Here is a 22,401-nt window from a genome sequence, read left to right as displayed (position 1 = left end):
TTAACATCGAAATTTTTAATAAATTTTGCCGTAACTTTGACCCATTCTAAATAATTAGAAATATTCCGATTATTTGGGCAGCTATTTCCGCCTTCCGCTCCCAATCTTTTTCGCCACGAGATTTCACTATCAATAGAAATCCAGTATTGGCAAAAAAGGATTTCCGCTCAAGTCGGGCTGCAATAATTCGACCTCAAAAATTCCCCTCCTCTGGAGGGGTAGCAAAAATTCAGAGAATTTTTGACGGGGTGGTTTGAAACAATAAAATTAAAATTCTAAAATGTTCGACATCAATAATATAAGAGACCAATTCCCGATCCTGGATCAACAAGTCAACGGAAAACCGCTCGTTTATCTGGACAACGCCGCCACTTCCCAAAAACCAATTTCAGTTTTAAAGACTTGGGAAACATATTACGAAACCATCAACGCCAATGTTCACCGCGGGATACACACATTGAGCCAGTTGGCAACGGAAGAAATGGAACTTTCAAGGCAGAAGATCCAGAGATTCATCAATGCCAAACACGATTATGAGGTGATTTTCACCAAAGGTACAACCGAAGGAATCAATCTCGTGGCTTATGCTTTGACGAATCAGATCAAAAAAGATGATGAGATTATCATTTCCTATCTGGAGCACCATTCCAACATCGTTCCGTGGCAAATGCTTTGTGAAAGAACCGGCGCAAAACTCCGCGTCATTCCAATGGACGAAAACGGAATTCTCCAAATCGATGTTTTGGATGAATGGCTGAATGAAAAAACCAAAGTAGTATCAGTAAATCAGGTTTCTAACGCTTTGGGGGTCATTAACCCAATCGAAGATATCATTGAAAAAACAAGACGCCTTTCCAACGCATATGTTTTGATAGACGGTGCACAATCTGCGCCGCATTTCAAAATCGATGTTCAGAAACTGGACTGCGATTTCTTCGTTTTCTCGGGACACAAAATGTATGCGCCAATGGGAACCGGAATTCTTTACGGAAAAGAATCCGTTTTGGAAAACATGCAACCTTTCCATGGCGGCGGCGAGATGATTGCCGTTTGCAGTTTCGACGGAACAACTTATGCCGGATTACCTTTCAAATTCGAAGCCGGAACACCGAATGTTGGTGGGAATATCGCTATCGGAGCTGCTGCTGATTTCATAGAAAAAATCGGACACGAAAATCTTCAAAACCACGAAACTGCCTTGTTGAGTTACGCTCAGAAAAAACTTCTTGAACTGGACGGCATCAAAATCTACGGCGAAAAAGCCCACAGAACCGGCGTAGTTTCTTTCAACCTGCAAGGCGTGGGAATCGCTTCTGACACCGGAATGATTCTCGACAAAATGGGAATTGCTGTGAGAACCGGACACCATTGTACACAACCGATTATGGATTTTTTCAGCATCGCAGGGACTGTACGTGCAAGTTTTGCTGTTTACAATACTTTGGAAGAGGTTGATATTTTGGTAGAAGGTGTGAAAAAAGCCCAGAGAATGCTGGTTTAATGATATTGAAAAAACCTGCGCAGCTTTTAACCAACTCTTGCGCACAAGTCAGGCAAAACCTGCGCAGGAGTTATAGATTTCCTGCGCAGGTTTTTTATTTAGTGTTGTTATCATAAATAAAAGACTGTTTATCTTTTTTTCCCGACTGACAAATTGTAATGTTTTTTTGCATGGCACAGCTATTGTCAAAATATAGACCTATTACGAACATTAAAGTTTCCCGGCTATGATTCGGAAAACGATTTTTAAAACAAAAGATTAATGACAATATGTCATCAAAGATACTATGACAGAATTTGAAGAAATCAACTTTGAAGATATGATAGACGAAGGTCTCGGAATCATTGCCGAAGAAATCAATTTTTCTGACTTTGAAAACAAAGAAAATGATGAGTCCCAGAGTCAGTTTCCCATTCTTCCTGTGCGGAATATGGTAATGTTCCCGAAGGTGATAACGCCTATAACAGCCGGAAGAGAAAAATCCAAGAGACTGCTGGAAGATGCTCAGAAGGAAAATAAACTGATCGGCATTATCAGCCAGAAGAATCCGAACGAGGAAAATCCTACAGAGAAAGATCTCTACGCTGTCGGGACTTTGGCAAAGATTATTAAAATCATCAAGCTGCCGGAAGGTAATATCACTGCGATCACAAGAGGTGTTCAAAGGTTTAAAATTAAAAAAATGATTTCTCAGGAGCCTTATTTCCTGGCGGAAATTACAAAGCAGAAAGATACCAAACCAAAAGACGAAGAAGAGTTTGTAGCCTTGATGGACAACATCAAAGACCTCGCAGAAAAGATCATCAACATCGACCCGAACATTCCCAATGCGGCTCAGTTCGCACTCAAAAATATTGAAGGCGGAGAAGATCTATTAAATTTTGTTTCGGCGAACGGCAATTTTTCTTCTGACAAGAAACAGATTCTTTTGGAGGAAAAAACCCTCACCGGACGTGCAAAAATTCTCTATGAAATGATGCATGATGATTTTCGGCATCTGGAACTGAAAAATCAGATTCATCAAAAAACCAGCAAAGATCTTGATAAGCAACAACGTGAATATTTTCTTAATCAGCAGATCAAGACCATTCAGGAAGAACTGGGTGGCGGTGCAGAATCTGATGCCGACGAATTCAGGAAGAAAGCTGAGAAAATAAAATGGAACGCAGAAGTCGAGAATCATTTCCAAAAGGAACTCCAAAGACTTCAGCGTCAGCACCCGAACTCTCCGGATTATAACGTCCAGAGAAATTATCTGGATTTTTTCACTGATCTGCCTTGGGAAAAATATTCCAGCGATCACTTTGACCTGAAAAAAGCTGAAAAGCTATTGGACAAAGAGCATTTTGGACTGGAAGACATTAAGAAAAGAATTTTGGAACACATTGCTGTCCTGAAATTGAAGAACGATATGAAATCTCCGATCCTTTGTTTGGTCGGTCCTCCGGGCGTTGGTAAAACATCGCTTGGAAAGTCGATTGCCGACTCTCTTGGAAGAAAATATGTTCGTGTTTCCCTTGGCGGGTTACATGATGAAAGCGAAATACGCGGACACAGAAAAACTTATATCGGCGCTATGGCCGGGAGAATTCTTCAGTCTATTAAAAAATCCGGGACGTCAAATCCTGTGATTGTACTGGACGAGATCGATAAAATAGGACAGGGGATTCACGGTGATCCGAGTTCTGCATTGCTGGAAGTTCTTGATCCTGAACAGAATAATAATTTTTATGATAACTTTCTGGAGCATGGCTATGATCTTTCAAAAGTGATGTTTATTGCCACTGCAAATTCCCTGTCAACCGTTCAGAGGCCTTTGCTTGACAGAATGGAGATTATAAGCATAGCCGGTTATACGCTGGAAGAGAAGATAGAAATTGCCAAACGACATCTAATTAAAAAACAGTTTCAGGAAAATGGTCTGAATGCTAAATCTCTGAAACTCGGCAATGCTGAGCTGAAGCATATTATTGATGCACACACTTCGGAAAGCGGGGTGAGAACACTGGAAAAAAGAATTGCGGGTGTTGCTCGTTGGGTTGCGCTGCAGCTGGCTATGGAAAACGAATATGACCCAAAAATTTCTGTTGAAAAAGTGGACGAAATCCTTGGAGTTCCAAGACCGAAAACTCTTGCAGAAATTACGGACGTACCGGGCGTTGTAACAGGTTTAGCGTGGACAAGTGTCGGTGGTGACATTCTGTTTATCGAGAGCATTCTTTCCAAAGGAAAAGGAATATTGACGATGACCGGAAATCTTGGGAATGTGATGAAAGAATCAGCAACGATTGCCTTGGAATTCATCAAAGCACACTATGAAGAATTGGGAATTCCGGAAGATGACATCGAAAAGAAAAACATTCACGTTCATGTTCCTGAAGGTGCAACTCCGAAAGATGGACCTTCTGCAGGAATCGCCATGCTGACATCTATGGTCTCCAGCTACAAAAACAAAAAGGTGAAACCTCATCTGGCGATGACCGGAGAAATCACACTACGCGGAAAAGTTCTGCCTGTCGGCGGGATTAAGGAAAAACTTCTGGCTGCAACCAGAGCGGGGATCAAAGAAGTGATTCTTTGTGAAGCAAACCGGAAAGATGTTGAAGAAATTAAAAAAGATTACCTTAAAAATCTGAAAGTCAATTATGTCACTAACATGAGCGAGGTGATCAAAATCGCTCTGAAGTAGGATTATAGTTAATCAATAAAATTATATCCGTTCAGAAGTCCTGAGCGGATTTTTTTATTTATAAATAATATTCAAAATTTTTTATAAATTCGTCAATTATATTATTTAATATGAAGAGAATTTACGCCATATTCTTACTTCCATTACTTTTTCTGAATTCCTTCAATGCGCAGGAAGTTCTGCCAAAAGGCTTAACTGCAGAAGAAAAACTCCTGCTCCCGAATTACAAATTTTCTGCAGAGAAACGAACACCTCCTCCAGGCCTGCCCGTAAGAACAGCCACACAATGGGAAGAAGTGGAATACCTAGTGCTCGCATGGACAACACAATATCAGAATATCCAGAGACAGATCGTGCAGGCCGCAGTGAAAGAATGTAAAGTTCTGATTGCCACGACCAACGAAAACTCCGTGAAAAATTATCTCACAAGTAACGGCGTTGACCTTACCAACGTAAGATTCATCAATGCTGCCACCAACAGTATCTGGATAAGAGATTATGCAGCTAATACTGTGTATACTAACGACGTTGGAGACCGTGCTCTGGTAGATTGGATCTATAATAGACCCAGACCTCTGGACAATGTTCTATCTACCAAACATGCAGAATATGTGGGTGTTCCGCTTTATGTGACCGATACTTCACCCAATGATCTGGTGAACACAGGCGGCAATTTTATGTCAGACGGTATGGGAAATGCGTTTGCTTCAAAATTAATTCTTGATGAAAATAAAGCAGGTAATTCCTATGGTGTAAGCACAAAAACTGAAGCACAAGTGGATAAAATTCTCAAAGATTATATGGGAATCAGTTCTTACCGAAAGATGAATGTCTTGCCTTATGACGAGATCCACCACATTGATATGCATATGAAATTGCTGGATGAAGAAACCCTGCTGGTAAGCCAATATCCCGATGGTGTTGCTGATGGACCTTATATCAAACAGAATATCGACTATATCAGAAATACTTTCAAAACACCTTTCGGAAATGATTACGACATCAAGTGGATTCCCGCCCCTGCAAGTACAACAGGTGCCTACCCGAATACTGGCGGCTCTTACAGAACCTATACCAATGCCGTTATCATCAACAAAACAATATTGGTCCCGACCTATCGCCCGGAAGTGGATGTAACAGCGCTCAATATCTATAAACAATCGATGCCCGGTTATAAGGTTATAGGAATTGATGTGGATAATGCCGGTGAGGATCTGATCAGCCTCAGCGGAGCGATCCATTGCATCACACATACAATCGGAGTTGCCGATCCGCTATTGATTAACCATTCTAAAATTAAAGCTGTTAATAACGCTGATGTTCCTGTAGAGGCTCAGATTAAACATAACTCAGGAATTGAACAGGCTAAAGTTTTTTGGCGGGAATCAGGGACGTCTTCTTTTCAGGAGGCCATCATGACCGGCTCTTCTGAGAACAAATGGATTACCAATCTTTCGCTTCCTCCTGGTTCCAAAAAAATTGAATATTACATCTGGGCTAAAGCCAAGTCGGGGAAAATGATCACCAGACCGATTGTTGCACCGGACGGCTACTGGAGTTTCGACGCCCATCTATTATCCGTTGAAGACACAGGCAGCAAAAGCATTGAAGGCCCATTCCCGAATCCTGCAAGCAATAAGGTTTATTTTAATCTGAAAAACATTTCCGGAGATGTCAACATTTCCATTCATAATATTCTTGGACAAAAGCTCTCTGAACAAAAGAATGTTGCAGGTAACGGAGCTATTACACTAGATCTTAATCCCAAATGGAGCGGCGTTCTTTTAATTTCATTTGAAGGGAAATTTGGGAAAGTCATCAAAAAACTGATCAAGAAATCGGATTTGAATTAAGACTAATTTTAAAACTATATGAAATGAAAATTGTAAAACTTATTCTTTGTGTTTTGTTTGGCTTGATGTTTATCAATGCAGGACTGGACAAGTTTCTGCATTATATGCGGATGCCAGAGATGAAACCCGAACAGCTGAAACTATTATCTGCTTTCGGAGAAATCACCTGGCTGATGCCATTGGTTGGTACAGTTGAAGTAATTGGCGGGCTTCTTTTTATTTTCCCGAAAACAAGAGCTCTTGGCGCCATTTTTATTTTGCCTGTAATGGTCGGGATTGTGCTTCATAATTTTACTTTATTCCCCACAAATGAAGGGTGTGTAATCGCTGTCGTCCTTTTGCTGATCAATCTTTGGGTATTATTTGATAACCGGGAAAAGTATAAGGCTTTGGTGAGTTAAATAAAGAAGGGAAGACATATGTCTTCCCTTCTTTTTACAATTTTTCAATAGCTTTCAGGACATTGTCCTTATCAGAGACCATAGCCTCCAGGTGTTCTGTTTTAAATTCCAAAAATTGTTTTGGATCCGGCGCATTGTCATAGATGGTCATTCCTTGATCGAAAGGAACTGTAGAATCGCTTTTGCTGTAGATAAACAACTTTGGAAGGCCCTTCAAAGCTTTGACATCTTCTTTGGCAGAGTATGGAGAAACCACATATTTTTCGATAATCTCTTTCATTTCCGGCTTGAAATGGATGGCGATATCTGTAAAAGATGACATCCCTCCGTCTAAAATAAGTCCTGAAATTTTTGCCATATTATCTTTGGCCAGGTGCGTTGCAACCTGAGAACCTAATGAAGCGCCGTAAAGATAAATTTTGGTATTGCTAATGTCTTTTCTTGTCAGCAGATAATCAAACATTTTCTGTCCGTCTTCTGCAACATTCAGGTGTGTCGGTTTTCCAGTGGATTTTCCATATCCTCTGACATCGATCATCACAACTTGAAAACCATTTTCAACCAAAGGTTTTGTCATGAATTGATAGGTTGATATATTCCCGCCTGCACCATGAAAAAATATGATTGTCTTTTTGATGGATTTCGATTCCGGTTTCAAAACAACTGCTGTAATGGTATCACTTCCTACAGGCAGGCTAACATTTTCGATGTTTTTGAATTCCAGAGATTTCATTTCTTTTTTTGGCTGATAGAATTTGTCATCCATCTGAGCTTTAGAAAAAATTGAAAGTAACACTAAGAATAAGGAAAAAAATACTGATGTCTTCATTGTTTTTAAATTTATTTAATGATTCAAAAGTATAGTGAATAGTCAGCAAAAAGAAAATTATCCGACCGAATCGTAAAATATACTGACCGAATTGTCCGTTTCCTGGGATAAAACAAAAAGAGACTTTAATAAGTCTCTCCTAATTCTAATTGGATATTAATCCCTCATTCTTGCAATGACATCCAGGCCTCCTTTTGTCTTGTCTCCTATTTTACAAAGAATCTCTGTATCCAAAGGTAGAAAAACATCCATTCTCGAACCGAACTTGATGAATCCGAACTCGTGGCCGGCTTTGGCCTTGTCTTCGAGATTACAGTAGAAAACGATCCTTCTTGCAACATAACCTGCAATCTGGCGGAACACGACCTGATGATTGGTCAGACTTTTCACAGCAATGGTAGTTCTTTCGTTCTCAGTTGAAGATTTCTCATGCCAGGCAACAAGATACTTTCCGGGATGGTATTTTTTATAGATCACATCGCCGCTTACCGGATAACGGCAGATATGGACATTGAGCGGGGACATGAAAATAGAAACCTGAATACAGTTGTCCTTCAGAACCTCGTTTTCAAAAACTTCTTTTATCATCACGACTTTTCCGTCAACCGGTGCGATTACATTTTCTGTATGGTCCAGAATTGCCCTTTTTGGAACCCGGAAAAACCAGAAAATCAAACCCAGCATTATCAACAACGGAATCATAATAACCAATGACCATAATTGCAGATAGTAAACGGATATAACGCCGATAAATGCAATGAACAGGATCGCCACGATCAGTGTTCCTTTTGACTCTTTATGTAATTTCATATATGCCTTTTCTAAAATAGTTTCTCTAAAATAAAATATAAGTAAATAACTGGTGCACAGATAATAAAACTATCAAGCCTGTCCAAAACACCTCCGTGACCCGGTATAATATTGCCACTGTCCTTGACTGCAAAACTACGTTTTAGCTGACTTTCTACCAAATCGCCTAATGGTGCAAAAACTGAGACCAAAAATCCCACAACCATCCAGTTACCTCTCAGTTCAGGAAAATATTGCTCTACAAAGAAACCCAGAATGAGGGTCAGAACAACACCACCTGCAAATCCTTCCCAGGTTTTTTTGGGCGAAATTCTCGGTGCCATCTTATGTTTTCCAAAGAATTTACCCGTCAGATAAGCAAATGTATCGCTGCTCCAGATCAACACAAAAAGCATGAAGACTTCTAAACTGAATGATTTTTCCGGATCGAGCGTGCTGAATCTTGGTAAGCCAAGTGCAAATCCAAAGGGTAATGCCAAATATACCACTGTGAATATTAGTTTCCCATTTTCAAAGTAAAGTTCTTTCGGAAATTTAAAAAGTGTGATAGCGGCGATCGGGATCAATGCCAATGAAAGCATCTCACTGAAGTTGATGTCAAAGAAGAAACCGTGGTAAAAAAACCGTTTCGTAAATCTGTAATAGATGAATGCCGAAATCGGGAAAACCAGCCATTTGTATATGCTGTTATCGAACTTCATAATTCTGATGCATTCAAAAAGACCAACGACAACGAAGAACGATATCAATCCGTAGAAAAGGTACTGTTGTTTGACTTGCGGCAGAAAGCCGCTGAAGAGACTCTCTCCAAGGGGTGTTGTACAAATTGCTATGATAAGGACATAAACAAGTCCTGACAATGAACGCTGAATGAAATTTTTATCCAAAACTGAGGTTTAATCTTCCAGCAAAAGTAAGAAAAGTTTGGTATTATCCTTATTCGGTGTATCCAATTTAGATTGACTGCCGCTTATAGAAGTCAGATTCTTAAGATTTCCGGCGCGTTTTACCTTCATCATAGCTTCATTCAGATTGCTGGCGATCTGAGAAACATTAGCCATAATGATAATCTTTCCAGGTAATCTTGATGAATGGTAGTGCAAAATATTGTTATGGGAAAGCATAATCCTGCCATCAAAGGCTATAAGATATTCGCAGGTGATGAACGCAGCATCATTCTCTTCCAAAAGCTCCGGTGAATATGGTGTTTTGATAACATCCAGAAAATTTCTCAGATCCTGATCCCAGCAGAATACATTGCTGATCTGTTCTATCTTAATAATCTGGTTGAGCGTTTGCAAAGCCTCAGACTCATCTGCACAATAATTGAAGAAACCACCAGAATGCGTAAAAAGCTGTGCAAACTTGTAGTCCAGATCAGCATCACGAAGTTGATCTGCCAGTTTTGTAACATCCGGCTCCTCCTCTTCGGGGTGATTCATTATTTTGTTGACGAGTTTTTTAAAAAGACTCAATTTTTCTGCGGTTTTTTATTAATTATTACAAATGTAAAGAATATTTATAATACTCTAAAAACCAAAATATTGTTTTAATGAAAAAATCCTGGTTTGACCAGGATTTTTTATGAATTTTATTTACAGCAAAGTGATTAACTCTCTGTGTTTAAGACATTTCCTGCATCTTCAGGATTATCTACACTCGACACTGGTTTTTCCGTTAATTCCGGATCCCAGGCACGTTTTCCGAAGATATCTTCCAGATCTTCTCTGAAAATGACTTCTTTCTCTAATAATTTCTGAGCCAGCGCATCCAGTTTGTCTCTATTTTCTGTCAGTATATTAACTGCTCTTTGGTATTGTGTTTCTATCAGTTTCGAGATCTCTTCGTCAATAAGCTTTGCAGTCTGTTCAGAATAAGGTTTTCCGAAGCTGTACTCTGACTGTCCGGAACTGTCATAGTAAGAAATATTTCCTACCTTGTCATTCAGACCATAGATCGTCACCATTGCCTGAGCCTGTTTCGTAACTCTTTCCAAATCTGACAATGCACCAGTTGAAATATTACCAAAAACAGCCTGTTCAGCAGCTCTGCCGCCAAGTGTGGCACAGATCTCATCCAGCATTTGTTCTGTTGTGGTCAGTTGTCTCTCTTCCGGAAGATACCAGGCTGCGCCCAGAGAACGACCTCTTGGAACTATGGTTACTTTCAGAAGCGGTGCTGCATGTTCTACCAGCCAGGAAATCGTGGCGTGACCAGCTTCGTGGAAGGCAACTCTTCTTTTTTCTGATGGCTTGATGGCTTTATTCTTTTTCTCAAGCCCGCCGATAATCCTGTCAACTGCGTCAAGGAAATCCTGCTTGGTAACCGATTCATGTGAGTTTCTTGCTGCAATCAGTGCTGCTTCATTGCAGACATTTGCTATATCTGCTCCACTGAATCCCGGTGTCTGTTTTGCCAGAAACTCTCTGTCAATATTCTGATCCAGTTTTATCTTAGCCAAATGAACATCAAAAATCTGTTTTCTCTCGTGAAGTTCTGGCAGGTCGACATAGATTGACCTGTCGAAACGACCGGCTCTCATTAAAGCTTTATCCAGGATATCCGCTCTGTTAGTGGCAGCCATGACGATGACATTCGTATCTGTTCCGAAACCATCCATTTCCGTAAGTAACTGATTCAGAGTGTTTTCGCGTTCGTCATTACCTCCTGTGAAATTTCCTTTTCCTCTTGCTCTACCAATCGCATCAATCTCATCGATAAAGATGATCGCCGGCGATTTTGCTTTGGCCTGTGCAAAAAGGTCTCTGACCCTAGAAGCACCTACACCTACAAACATCTCTACAAAATCAGATCCAGACAGGGAGAAGAAAGGTACTTTTGCTTCACCGGCAACAGCTTTTGCAAGTAAAGTTTTACCTGTTCCCGGAGGACCGACCAAAAGGACACCTTTCGGGATTTTACCTCCCAGTTTTGTATATTTTTCGGAATTTTTCAAGAAATCTACAACTTCCTGAACTTCTTCTTTTGCCCCTTCCAAACCTGCAACATCCTTGAATGTTACCTGGATCTTATCCTTCTCATCAAATAACTTTGCTCTTGATTTACCAATACTGAAAATCTGACCGCCAGGACCACCTGCTCCTCCACCCATTTTTCTGAAAATAAAAAAATAGATCAGTGCGAAAACCCCGCCCCAAAGAGCAATGGTAAATAAAATCTCGGAAAATCCACTCTGGCTTTTACCAAACTCCATCCTTGCCTGTTTTGGCAGTTTGGAATTGATTGTATCAAATTTTTCCTGAAAATATCTCAGGTCACCGTAAGTCAATACAAAATCAGGTGTTGGCTTGATATTAATGGCTGAAAGCGGGTCGCTTTTCTTTTCACCTTTTTGCAGTTCTTCTTTCGCTTGTTTTGTAAGGTAGACATCAACTTTAGAATTGTCCTTGTAAACCATTACTTCATTGACCTTACCTTGCTGAACCAAACCGTAAAAATCTTTTTCATCGATATTTTTCACCATAGAATCTCCCAAAAGTCCCGGAAGAAATATGAGTAAAATCAGTCCCAATAAAACGGGTATGAACCAGTTGAATCCTTTGTTATTCATTCTTATTTTTTAAAATAATTGATGATGCCTTGTCCGCATCTTTTAACTTTCTATTTTTGTGATTTTAGCATCACCCCAAAGTTCCTCGATGTCATAATATTCTCGGATCTGTCTCTGGAAAACGTGCACTACCACAGAAACATAATCTACCAGAACCCACATTGCATTTTCCGTACCTTCTACATGCCAAGGTCTTTCCTGTATTTCGTTTCTTACTTTTTTTTCTATATTACCAGCGATTGCAGAAACCTGCGTGTTTGAGTTTCCGCTACAGATGACGAATGTATCTGCGACTGAATTTTCTATGCCTGATAAATCGAAGATCTGGATGTCTTCGCCTTTTGTATCCTGAATCGATTCTACGATTTTATCGATTAATAATTGTTTTTCTGTACTTTTACTCATTCAAAAAAATTGTGTAATTGCAAATTTATTGATTTTTATCTATTTATCTTTTGTTTAGTGACTCATAATCTCATAAAGTTTTCATAAATGAGCTCTTTAATCCATTTCGAAAATTGTTTTTCTACAAATGATGAAATCCTCACGCTCCTGAATGAAGACGAATCAACTGCTGTTTTTACTTTTAATCAAACCAAAGGCCGCGGCCAATATGGTAATTCCTGGAATGGGGTTCCGAACCAGAATCTCGCTTATTCCTTTGGAATCAAAACTTCTGAAATCAAAGTCTCTGATATCTTTCTCAATTATTATACCGCACTGGTCATTCGGGATTATCTTGACAAACTGACAAATGCGGATTGCAGAATAAAATGGCCAAACGACATTATTCTGAACGGAAAAAAAGTCTGCGGCATCCTCATCGAAAAAAAGAAGGTAGGAAATGTTGATTATTTCATCATCGGAATCGGGATCAATGTGCTGCAAAGTGATTTTACGAATCTCACAAAAGCCGGCTCAGTACTTTCTGTTACAGGCTTTACCCTGGACTTGATGCTGTTTTCTCAAAACTTTCATGAATATTTGGTTTCGAGAATGGATAATATTCCTGTTGAAGAAAAAATTCTGAGAGATTATAATTTTAATCTTTTCAGGAAGGACGAAATCTCTGTTTTTCAAAAATCAAATCTGCGCCAAAATGGCATAGTCAAAAATGCTGACAACAATGGTTTCCTCTGGATCGACCTGGAATATGAGGGTCTTCAGAAGTTCTTTCACAAAGAGATTGAAATGCTTTATTGATTAATTGAATGGCATGCAGCCGGCTTGAATGGAGCTCTTTTTCTGTTGTTGCGGTTTTCAAAAATTGTACTGATAGCCACTGCCTGTTCGCAATGACAGAAAAAAGCGGGAGTGGAAGACGGATAAGCTGCCCAAATAAAAAAACTACTCGTTCGCTCTCTTGATATAGAGATAGGCTGCGACTGGTGCGAAAACAATGTTCGGAAGCCACATGGCTAAAAGCGGCGGCAGGGTTTTGTTTTCAGAAACAACGTTCAGAACCTGGAATGAAAAAACGAATAAAAATGCCAAAGCAATTCCCAAAGCGAGGTTGAGTCCAAGTCCGCCCCTTTTTTTCTGCGAGGATAAGGATAGTCCCAAAAATGTGAGAATAATGATCGATATTGGCATGGATGTCCGTTGGTAAAGCTCATTGTAAAAGGATGTTACATTGTTGTTTCCTTTCATTTTTTCACGCTTGATCATCTCAAGCAGTTCGGGTGTGGTTTTATTTTGTGCAACGAGCTTGTCAGGAAACAGCTCGTATGGCGGCAATTTGAAATCCTGAATTTTGCTGATTCCGTTTCCTAATATTTCGGTGTCGTTCTTAGTGGCCGTGCGTTCGGTATAGTTATTAACTATAAAATGCTTTTTCTTTGGTTCCCATTGGATGTCCATCGCCGTGATCTGGTAAATCAGCTTTTTATTCTTATCGAATTTCTGATACATGTAGCCGGAGCCTCTGTTTTCTTTTTTGTTATAGCTGTTTACGAAAATATACTCGCTGGGATTCAGGTTAGAGGCAATGGTCATATTACCCAACAGTTTCTCTTTATTGATCGCATTGTAGGTGTAGGGTTCCAGGACATTTTTCTTGATATTGGACCAGGGAAGAATAAAGTGATTGAGCGCCAGTGTAATGCATGCAATCAAAATCGAGGTAATCAAATAGGGTTTTGCAAATCTGTGGAAACTTGCACCACTGCTCACAATGGCAACAATCTCCGTGTTATTTGCCATCCGGGAAGTGAAGAAAATAACGGTGATGAAAACCAGAATGGACATGAATGTCAGAACCAGATTCAGAATCCAGAACGGATAAAAATTGAGAAGGAAATAACCGACGGTAAATCCGTTGCTTTCAATCCTTGGCGTTTTCGACTGAACATCTACTACCAGTACAATGATAGACAACAACGCCAACATAAAAATGAGGGTTCCCAAGTATTTTTTGATGACGTAAAGGTCTATGATTTTCATCTTTTTAATAACTTTTTATTACAATCTCTGTTTGAGTTGAGGAATAATCTGTTCTTTCCATTGATAGAAATCGCCGGCAACAATATGTTCTCTCGCTACTTTTACCAGATCCAGATAAAATGCCAGATTATGAATCGAAGCAATCTGTTTTGCCAGATATTCTTTTGCTACGAAAAGATGACGTACATAAGCTTTGCTGTATTCCTGATCCACAAAACTTGTCCCAAACTCATCCAAAGGCGAAAAGTCTGCTTTCCATTTTTCATTCTTCATATTCATCACACCTTGCCAGGTGAACAGCATTGCATTTCTGGCATTTCTCGTCGGCATTACACAGTCCATCATATCCACACCAAGTCCGATGCTTTCTATGATGTTCCAGGGTGTTCCGACACCCATCAGATATCTTGGTTTTTCTTTTGAAAGAATATCCGTCACTTCGTTCGTTATTCTGTACATCTCCTCTTCCGGTTCGCCCACGGAAAGCCCACCAATGGCATTTCCTTCGGCTCCGAATTCTGAAATCACCTCAGCAGAAATCTTTCTCAGATCTGAGTAAGTAGAACCCTGAACAATCGGGAATAATCTCTGTTTATGGCCATATAATTCTTTGTTTTCTTCGGTCCACTCGATACATCTTTTCAGCCAGCGGTGGGTCAGTTCCATCGATGTTTTGGCTTGGGCATATTCGCAAGGATAAGGAGTACACTCATCAAAAGCCATAAAAATATCGGCGCCGATCTGCCTCTGGATTTCCATGGATTTTTCCGGAGAAATAAAATGGAAGCTTCCGTCAATATGTGATTTGAATTTTACGCCTTCTTCCGTCATCTTCCTACTTTTTGCCAGAGAAAAAACCTGATAACCGCCTGAATCTGTCAGGATTGGCCTGTCCCAGTTCATGAACTTATGAAGTCCGCCAGCCTGTTCCATAATATCCATCGTCGGACGTAGCATCAGGTGATATGTGTTTCCTAAAATGATCTGTGCTTTTATATCTTCTTTCAGTTCCCTCTGATGAACGGTTTTTACCGATGCCACAGTTCCAACCGGCATAAAAATCGGCGTTTGGATCTGTCCGTGATCTGTCGTTATCACGCCGGCTCTCGCTTTGGATTCTGACGATTTCTCGATTTCAAAAAATTTCATTCGTATGATTTAAATTCTGCCTTCGGATATTTTTCTCTCCGAATTGGATCGTAATTAATTATTTCGCTTGCGTAGGATAATCCCCGCTGTTCTCTTTCATTTTTTTATTGATAAACCCTTCTGCCTTCGGATCTTTTGAAAGGACAATTTTCTGAGCATCGTTCAGAATATCCCTCATCGTTTCGGGTTTTGTCATATAATATTTATAGCTGTCTGTGAACAGTTTTCCTGTGACATTATATTTTTTCAGGATAAAGCGTGTTGCATTTTGCGTGTTGATAGTGGTTCCGATAGAATAACTCTGCTCGTTGATGGCAAAATCGGCAATGATGGCGGACATTTTATCTTCCGGCAAAATATCTTTCGGTTTTTCTATCGCTTCCGTACAGGACAAAACGCAGAAAATCATGGATATATACAATATGAGATTCTTCATTTTATAATTTTCCGATAAGATTTTTCCATTTAAGATTCAGGACACCAAAAATAGCCTCCTGGATGATGCCGCCGTTCATTTTGCTTTCACCTTCGGTTCTGTCGGTAAAAATGATCGGAACCTCTACTATTCTGAGATTCTTTTTAAAAACACGGTATTTCATCTCCACCTGGAAGCCATAGCCTTTCAGTTTGATCTTATCCAGTCCGATGGCGATCAGTGTTTCCTTTCTGAAGCAAACAAATCCAGCCGTTGTATCGTGGATTGGCAATCCAAGCACAAAACGGACATATTTTGATGCAAAATAAGACAGCAAAACTCTTCCCATTGGCCAGTTAACCACATTCACACCTTGCGAATATCGTGAACCAACGGACATATCCGCATTTTTACATGCTTCGTAAAGTTTGATTAAATCTTTCGGATTATGTGAAAAATCGGCATCCATCTCGAAAATAAAATTATAATCGTTATGAATGGCCCATTGGAATCCGTGGATATAGGCTTTTCCCAGGCCGTTTTTTACTTTCCTTACTGTCAGATGCAGCTGAACCGGATACTTTTCCCGAAGGTGCTTTACAATCTCCGCTGTTCCGTCAGGTGATGAGTCATCCACAACCAAAATATGAAAATCCTGCTGCAAAGCAAATACAGCCGAAATAATTCTTTCGATGTTTTCTTTTTCGTTGTAAGTGGGAATAATGACAAGTTTTTTCATCCGGGAAATAATTCGCAAAGATAATGTTTTACCTGTTATTCTTTTTTAGGGGATTGTAAATTAACTTTTTTTAACCGAATCGAAAGCGCTTCCTAAATTCAACAGCTTAAAAATGCTATTTTTTATTTTTCTCCTCTATCCACCGGCTCATATATTTTGTCGAATTCAGCTGATGATGCTGAAGGATTTTACAGAGATAATTTTCCGTCCGGTGCCTTTCAAGGTTATTCTCAATGTCCGAAAGTTTTTCCCAAAACTGTTTGACGTATAATTTCTTATCAAAGACCTGATTCAAAATGACATAAGCATTTTCATTAGCCTGATTCCAAGCGGGTTCATTCTGATATAATTCAACTGCTTTTTCGACAAATTCATCATCAGAATTTTTGATAAAACCATTCCATGGTAAAGCTTTATGCATTGCTTCGGCACCAATGGACGTGGTTACATTCGGCAACCCGAATTGCATACTTTCCCAAAGCTTCCCTTTCAAACCAGCGCCAAAAGGAATCGGAGCCAGTAAAACCCGGTATTGCTTAAAAAGACTTTCGACATTTTCTGCTCTTCCTTTCACCAAAAAACCTTCTTTTTCATTATGTAACTGGAAAACTTTTTCTGTAGAGTAAGCACCATAGATATGAAGTTCCGCATCAGGAAGCTGTTTTCTAATATTTTTCCATATCGATTTCAGCTTCAAGACCGTTTGCCAATTCGGCTCGTGCAGGAAATTTCCGATGCTTACAAAATATTTTCTTTTCTGAAATCCGGTTTTATTTTCCTCAATATTTTCTGTCAAAAAGGGCATATAAAACAGAATATCAGGATTGATTTTGAATTTCTCTGTCAGCAATTGAAATTCAAATTCAGAAATAATCAGTGACAGATCACAACGCAGAATCGAAGCAATTTCTCTCCTGAAAATTTCATTTACAAAATCTTTATTTTCAACCGTCCTTTTTTCTACAAAAGCTTTGCGCCGCGCTTCTCTCAGGAAATGTAAATCCTCCGTATCAATGATCTTCAAAGCATTTGGACAATTCTCGGAAATGCGCCATCCGAATTGTTCTTCCGTCACATATCGGTCAAAAAGCACAAGATCAGGATTTAGATTCCGAATCTTCTTATCAAAACTTTCATTGTTGATTTCAATTTTTTGGATTTCGATTTTCTCAGAAAATTCCAGGTTGTTGGACGCTGTCAGAAATGTGATTTTATAATCCGCTTCCGAGAATAACCGAATGAGCTGCATCATCCTGTGACCAGCTGCTGTAGAAGCCGGCTCCGGAATAACGAGACCAATAATGACAAGATGTTTCACAAAAACAAAAATAGAGATTATTAAAACAAAAAATTTATATTAATTTTGAATCATGCGAATAGAAAACGAAATCAAGTTGGGGTTCAAAGATGTGATGTTTCGCCCGAAACGTTCCACACTGAAATCCCGTTCAGAAGTGACCATAGAAAGAGAATTCACTTTTCTGCATACTCAGAAAAAATGGAGCGGTGTTCCGCTGATTGCTGCGAATATGGACACCGTCGGCACTTTCGAAATGGCGGAAGCATTATTCAAAGAAAAAATAATTACGGCTGTTCACAAGCACTACTCAGTCGAAGATTGGAATCGCTTTTTGAAAGATAAAAGTGATGACTTTTACCAATATATCGCTCTAAGTACGGGAACCGGAAAAGCCGACGAAGAGAAAATCAAAACGATTCTGGATGCCAATCCAAAAATCCAGTTTCTCTGTATCGATGTTGCCAACGGTTATTCTGAGCATTTTGTGGAATTTGTGAAAAAAGCACGTCAGAATTTTCCAGATAAAATTATTATGGCAGGAAACGTTGTAACCGGCGAAATGGTGGAAGAATTGATTCTCGCTGGTGCAGATATCATCAAAGTCGGAATTGGACCAGGCTCGGTTTGTACAACCCGTGTGAAAACAGGCGTTGGTTATCCGCAGCTTTCCGCAATTATAGAATGTGCTGACGCAGCTCACGGTTTAGGCGGCCAAATCATCGGCGATGGTGGTTGTAAAGTTCCTGGCGATGTGGCAAAAGCCTTTGGTGGCGGCGCTGATTTCGTGATGCTGGGCGGAATGTTTGCAGGACACGATGAAAGTGGCGGTGAGCTTATCACAGAAAATGGAAAAACTTTCAGACTTTTTTACGGAATGAGTTCCCAAACAGCTATGGATAAGCATGCCGGAGGTGTTGCAGAATACCGTGCCTCCGAAGGAAAAACGGTGAAAGTGGCTTACAAAGGTCCGGTTTCTGAAACCGTGAGAGATATTTTAGGCGGTGTCCGTTCGACGTGTACGTATGTTGGCGCATCCAAGTTGAAAGAACTTTCCAAGCGAACGACTTTTATACGGGTACAGGAACAAGAGAATCAGATTTTTAACGGGTAAATTTTGAAAAATATATTTCATATAACCAATGGTGATCATCTTGCTGAAGCGTGGAAGAGAACCTTATCTGCGGGCGAAGTTATTATCTGTCGTGAAGCTCTGGTTTCCGGCGATCTGAAAGCGGGTTCTCTGGAGGGATTCTGGGAAGTCAGAGCCAAATCAATTTGTGAAGATTATAAAATTTCAAAAGAAAATTATTATGAGATTTCTGTTTCGGAATTTGAAAAAATTTTGAGTATTCCGGAACATTCTGAAGTCAATCTTTGGTTTGAAGATGATTTGTTTTGTCAGGTTAATTTGTGGTTTTGCGTTTCATTACTTTCAAAAGTAAATGATTTAAAAATCTACCGAGTTTTTCCTAAAACAGCTTCTGAAAATCGTTGGAAAGGTTTTTCAGATTCTGACAATTTGGAAATATTTTTGGAATCTAAAGTTTTATTTAATAAAAATGATATTGAATTAGCTGAAAACCTTTGGAAAGCTTATCAAAAAAAAGACACTTATTCTTTAAAACAATTAGCTGAAAATCAATCCGGTTGCTTTCGTTTTTTGAAAGAAGTTGTAGATGCTTACATCAATGTGAATCCGGAAAATTTCATCAAAAATCAATTTAAAAAAGGATTGACAGATTTTGATTCTATTTTTGAAAAATTTCAGGAAGAATTAGGAATTATTGGTTTTGGAGACCTTCAGGTCAGGAATATCTATCAGAAACTTTTAACTCAATAAAAATAAAAGGCGCAAGTTATTTGCGCCTTTCTTTCCTAATTTTACTTTCTTACTTTTTTATAAGCTTATGAGAAGTTGTCGTGTTGTCTGAGAAATTTGCTTTAAGGACATAAACACCTTTCGGATTATTTTTCAGATCAAGTTCTTTACCGGATACAGAGGTTATCAATTTTCCTGTCGTATCATAAAGTTCCAACGTTTTGATGGCTTTATCGGATTTAACAGAAACTTTATCAGAAGTCGGATTCGGATAGATATGGAGACTGGATTTAGTTGTTTCTGTAACAGCCATTGTCCCTTTTTTCTGAACTTTAAAATTATCTACGAAAATACAATAGTCCGCCGCTGCAACAAAGGTAGTTCCGTCAGAAGCATAAAAAGCGAATTTCACATTGCTTCCTTTATAAGCAGATACATCAATGGTTAGTGTATTTCTTTGGTTGGAGATGGTCATATTCGGGTTATCCCAGTTTTTGAGCTCTTGCCAGCTTGCGCCGTTATCTATTGTTACCAAAATTTTGAACTTATCCGTAGATTCAATTTGTGGAGCCGGGCCGGAAGCATTGCCAGAGAAAGGGCCATTGGTGGTTCCATAATCAAACGTAATTTCATAATCGTCTCCTGACAGATCAAAAGCATTGGTCACGGCCCAATAGGAAATATTTGCAGTAAACATGTTCATTCTCAATGACTGATCATTTGCTGCTGTATTATTCATGAAGGGTTTCTGCTGCCAATAGTTGGTAGACTGGTTGGTAGGACCATTACCCACTGCAGCACTAAAAGTATATCCGAGATACCAGCCTGTCAACGGAAAAGTGGTGAATTGCTGACTGTAAGGCGGAATCGTAGCCTGAGAAAAGAATGATGATGTATACATCATTAATGCTAATAAGTAAAGTTTTTTCATAAGTTGTAAATTTCTTTTGTAAAAAATGCTGCCTCACCTAAAAGAATGAGGCAACATTATTAAATAATTATGATGATTATTGTTTGATCAGTTTCTGGGAATCGATTTTCCCATCCACGAATGTCATTTTTATTACATATTGACCGGCAGTAAGGTTTGAGACATCAATCTGCTTAGAATCTGTTTCGAGTACTTTTCTCCCGTTCATATCGAATACCTCAGCATTTATAAGCTTAGAATCATTTTTGACGGTGACAACATGCTTGGCAGGATTTGGAAAAATAATTGTTTTGATTTCCTTATTGGTGTCAGAAACAGCAAGGCTTTCCTTTTGTATTGTGAATATATAATCTTCAGCCTGTCCCTGATCAAAAACACTACAAGAATATGTTGCATAATTAAAAGCTTCTGAAATAATTCTCACTTTTGTATCTCCCAAACTGGCAGTTAATGGAATTGGCAGTTGGTAAGTAATTGTATTGCTGTTTGATGCACTTACTCTTCCAATATTGTAAATTTCTCCTGCGTCACCCAGGAATCCATTATGATTCCAGTCTACAAAAATGGCTATTGCTTGACTGGATGTACCATCATACGTCTGTGCTTTGATCTGGATAGGATATGTTTTACCTCTTTCAAGATCAGTTTTGATTGAAGAAAAATCTTCATAACCCACTTCTTCTGTAGATGTATTATTAATAGTTCCGATTTTCACATTATCTATTGGCATCACGAAATTGAATCTAGGAATACAATAGCTATCAGTAGGATCTGTCTCAGCACAGCTTCCTATTAATGTAAAGACGCCATCAGCATTGTTTGTGACAGGTTTCCAAACAGATCCATCCCCACTCCAATACATTTCTTTTCCACTATTTTTAATTGTAGTCGCCTCAACATAAGAAGGGTTTTCCTGAACATTGTTGACAGCTTTTACGACCAGCCAATATCTGGAGCCAACCGCACCACCAACAATTACAACCGGTTCCGGAAGATTGAAGGTGTTTTTTCTAAAAGTAAATCCCTCTTTTTCATTCAGGTCGGTAACCGTATTTGGGATGATTCCGTTATAGACCTTTTCTGCCGTCAAAGGCAATCCGTCCGGGCCAGCCTTCATTATAAAAATATCAAACGATTCTATTCCTCCTTTGTCAATCGTATTGAGAATAATACTTGTAACTGTTAGGTTGGTATGTGCAGAAACATTGAAGTCGTTTGCAAGATACAGCAAATTCAAATCTCCAGCTCCTGTCTCGAAATTATTACTTGGTGTAGATGGTGCACAAGCAGTAGGATAAGTCTCTACACTGTCATTATTCCCTACTACAATATCGTCAAGAACATTCGCTCTTCCTGTTTTCATTACAGCTTCAAAACAAATCTGCAGTTGGGACGACTTTTCCGGTAAATCCAAAATAAACTGTTTCCACTCCGGAACATTGAACATAAAGTTTTTCAATACTATCCAGGGAGAAGTGGGAGAAACACGGTAATAAACATTTAGATTATTTTGAAAAATTCCCCAAGCTTCCTGTCCCATAAAAAATGAAACCGTCGGCGTTTGCAATCCTGTAACATCCATGATTGGACTGATTAGTCTTACTTTCGCATCAGGAGAATTAGCTGCAACCTGCGAACATGCGTTAAGCTGTCCGGAATGTGCATTCACGATGTTGTAATCTACACCACCTGCTGATCCTTTTTTATAGACCCATCCATCATAGCTTGGATAGTGTCCGCCGATAACCTGTTGTGTCCAGCAGGAGCGGCTCGGACTGTCCGCCTCAAAAGTTTCTTTGAAGGGAAAGCTGCTGACTGTGTTACAAGTCTGTGCATTAAAGTTCCCGTGTATTATAGCAATGAATGCCGCAATCAAAAAGTAGAATTTCTTCATTTCAGTTCAAATTTTAACCCTACGAAAATAGACTTTGAAAATCGGAAAATCAAAAGAA

20 protein-coding genes are annotated in these 22,401 nt (G+C 39.3%); 7 read left to right on the top strand and 13 right to left on the bottom strand.

What is annotated here, in order from left to right; translation table 11 throughout:
• Positions 1-280 precede the first annotated feature (280 nt).
• The 4 genes from BUA97_RS08065 to BUA97_RS08050 all read left to right on the top strand — a co-directional run bounded on the left by BUA97_RS08065 (position 281) and on the right by BUA97_RS08050 (position 6,444).
• Positions 281-1,501: an aminotransferase class V-fold PLP-dependent enzyme gene (locus BUA97_RS08065; protein WP_072997353.1), complete on the top strand. Its 1,221-nt coding sequence runs from the start codon at positions 281-283 to the stop codon at positions 1,499-1,501.
• A gap of 286 nt (positions 1,502-1,787) precedes the next feature.
• Positions 1,788-4,190, top strand: coding sequence for an endopeptidase La (gene lon, locus BUA97_RS08060; RefSeq protein WP_072997352.1), 2,403 nt, complete (start codon positions 1,788-1,790; stop codon positions 4,188-4,190).
• Positions 4,191-4,300: 110 nt separating this feature from the next.
• Positions 4,301-6,043, top strand: coding sequence for an agmatine deiminase family protein (locus BUA97_RS08055; RefSeq protein ID WP_072997351.1), 1,743 nt, complete (start codon positions 4,301-4,303; stop codon positions 6,041-6,043).
• A gap of 23 nt (positions 6,044-6,066) precedes the next feature.
• Positions 6,067-6,444: a DoxX family protein gene (locus tag BUA97_RS08050; RefSeq protein WP_072997350.1), complete on the top strand. Its 378-nt coding sequence runs from the start codon at positions 6,067-6,069 to the stop codon at positions 6,442-6,444.
• A gap of 34 nt (positions 6,445-6,478) precedes the next feature.
• Here BUA97_RS08050 and BUA97_RS08045 read toward each other — a convergent pair whose 3' ends face one another.
• The 6 genes from BUA97_RS08045 to rsfS all read right to left on the bottom strand — a co-directional run bounded on the left by BUA97_RS08045 (position 6,479) and on the right by rsfS (position 12,059).
• Positions 6,479-7,273 carry an alpha/beta hydrolase gene (locus BUA97_RS08045; protein WP_072997349.1) on the bottom strand — a complete coding sequence of 265 codons (795 nt, stop codon included), beginning with the start codon at positions 7,271-7,273 and terminating at the stop codon, positions 6,479-6,481.
• Between the two features lie 156 nt (positions 7,274-7,429).
• Complete coding sequence (locus BUA97_RS08040) at positions 7,430-8,083, bottom strand: phosphatidylserine decarboxylase family protein (RefSeq protein WP_072997348.1); 654 nt, start codon at positions 8,081-8,083, stop codon at positions 7,430-7,432.
• A gap of 11 nt (positions 8,084-8,094) precedes the next feature.
• Positions 8,095-8,970, bottom strand: a complete 876-nt coding sequence (locus tag BUA97_RS08035) for a phosphatidate cytidylyltransferase (protein WP_072997347.1) — start codon at positions 8,968-8,970, stop codon at positions 8,095-8,097.
• Positions 8,971-8,979: 9 nt separating this feature from the next.
• Positions 8,980-9,558 (bottom strand): LUD domain-containing protein, encoded by a 579-nt coding sequence (locus tag BUA97_RS08030; protein ID WP_072997346.1) that lies wholly within the window; start codon positions 9,556-9,558, stop codon positions 8,980-8,982.
• Positions 9,559-9,692: 134 nt separating this feature from the next.
• Positions 9,693-11,654, bottom strand: coding sequence for an ATP-dependent zinc metalloprotease FtsH (gene ftsH / locus BUA97_RS08025; protein ID WP_072997345.1), 1,962 nt, complete (start codon positions 11,652-11,654; stop codon positions 9,693-9,695).
• Between the two features lie 42 nt (positions 11,655-11,696).
• Entirely contained in the window at positions 11,697-12,059 is a 363-nt protein-coding gene (gene rsfS / locus BUA97_RS08020; protein WP_072997344.1) for a ribosome silencing factor, read from the bottom strand.
• An 87-nt stretch (positions 12,060-12,146) separates the two neighbouring features.
• On the opposite strand from rsfS, the gene BUA97_RS08015 reads away from it, so the two are divergent.
• On the top strand, positions 12,147-12,857 hold the full coding sequence (locus BUA97_RS08015) for a biotin--[acetyl-CoA-carboxylase] ligase (protein ID WP_072997343.1): 711 nt from the start codon (positions 12,147-12,149) through the stop codon (positions 12,855-12,857).
• A 144-nt stretch (positions 12,858-13,001) separates the two neighbouring features.
• Here the strand turns inward: BUA97_RS08015 and BUA97_RS08010 are convergent, their stop codons facing one another.
• The 5 genes from BUA97_RS08010 to BUA97_RS07990 form a co-directional block, all read right to left on the bottom strand.
• Positions 13,002-14,096 carry an LptF/LptG family permease gene (locus tag BUA97_RS08010; protein WP_072997342.1) on the bottom strand — a complete coding sequence of 365 codons (1,095 nt, stop codon included), beginning with the start codon at positions 14,094-14,096 and terminating at the stop codon, positions 13,002-13,004.
• Positions 14,097-14,114: 18 nt separating this feature from the next.
• Positions 14,115-15,245 carry a tRNA guanosine(34) transglycosylase Tgt gene (gene tgt, locus BUA97_RS08005; protein ID WP_072997341.1) on the bottom strand — a complete coding sequence of 377 codons (1,131 nt, stop codon included), beginning with the start codon at positions 15,243-15,245 and terminating at the stop codon, positions 14,115-14,117.
• A 58-nt stretch (positions 15,246-15,303) separates the two neighbouring features.
• Entirely contained in the window at positions 15,304-15,681 is a 378-nt protein-coding gene (locus BUA97_RS08000) for a DUF4296 domain-containing protein (protein ID WP_072997340.1), read from the bottom strand.
• Between the two features lies 1 nt (position 15,682).
• Complete coding sequence (locus BUA97_RS07995) at positions 15,683-16,399, bottom strand: polyprenol monophosphomannose synthase (protein WP_072997339.1); 717 nt, start codon at positions 16,397-16,399, stop codon at positions 15,683-15,685.
• Between the two features lie 115 nt (positions 16,400-16,514).
• Complete coding sequence (locus tag BUA97_RS07990) at positions 16,515-17,717, bottom strand: glycosyltransferase (protein WP_072997338.1); 1,203 nt, start codon at positions 17,715-17,717, stop codon at positions 16,515-16,517.
• A 52-nt stretch (positions 17,718-17,769) separates the two neighbouring features.
• Here BUA97_RS07990 and BUA97_RS07985 point away from each other — a divergent pair, with 52 nt between their 5' ends.
• Positions 17,770-18,810, top strand: coding sequence for a GMP reductase (locus BUA97_RS07985; protein WP_072997337.1), 1,041 nt, complete (start codon positions 17,770-17,772; stop codon positions 18,808-18,810).
• A 3-nt stretch (positions 18,811-18,813) separates the two neighbouring features.
• A complete protein-coding gene (locus BUA97_RS07980; protein WP_084081288.1) occupies positions 18,814-19,539 on the top strand; it encodes a DUF1835 domain-containing protein in 726 nt (241 codons plus the stop codon).
• 49 nt (positions 19,540-19,588) lie between these two features.
• Here the strand turns inward: BUA97_RS07980 and BUA97_RS07975 are convergent, their stop codons facing one another.
• Complete coding sequence (locus BUA97_RS07975) at positions 19,589-20,449, bottom strand: T9SS type A sorting domain-containing protein (protein WP_084081287.1); 861 nt, start codon at positions 20,447-20,449, stop codon at positions 19,589-19,591.
• 76 nt (positions 20,450-20,525) lie between these two features.
• Positions 20,526-22,343: a T9SS type A sorting domain-containing protein gene (locus tag BUA97_RS07970; RefSeq protein WP_072997335.1), complete on the bottom strand. Its 1,818-nt coding sequence runs from the start codon at positions 22,341-22,343 to the stop codon at positions 20,526-20,528.
• Positions 22,344-22,401: the final 58 nt, after the last annotated feature.

Origin of the sequence: Epilithonimonas mollis, assembly GCF_900142325.1 — a bacterium.
In the GTDB taxonomy this organism is placed as follows: domain Bacteria; phylum Bacteroidota; class Bacteroidia; order Flavobacteriales; family Weeksellaceae; genus Epilithonimonas; species Epilithonimonas mollis.
Note: the sequence above shows the minus strand (reverse complement) of the source record. Positions and strands in the feature narration are given on the sequence as shown.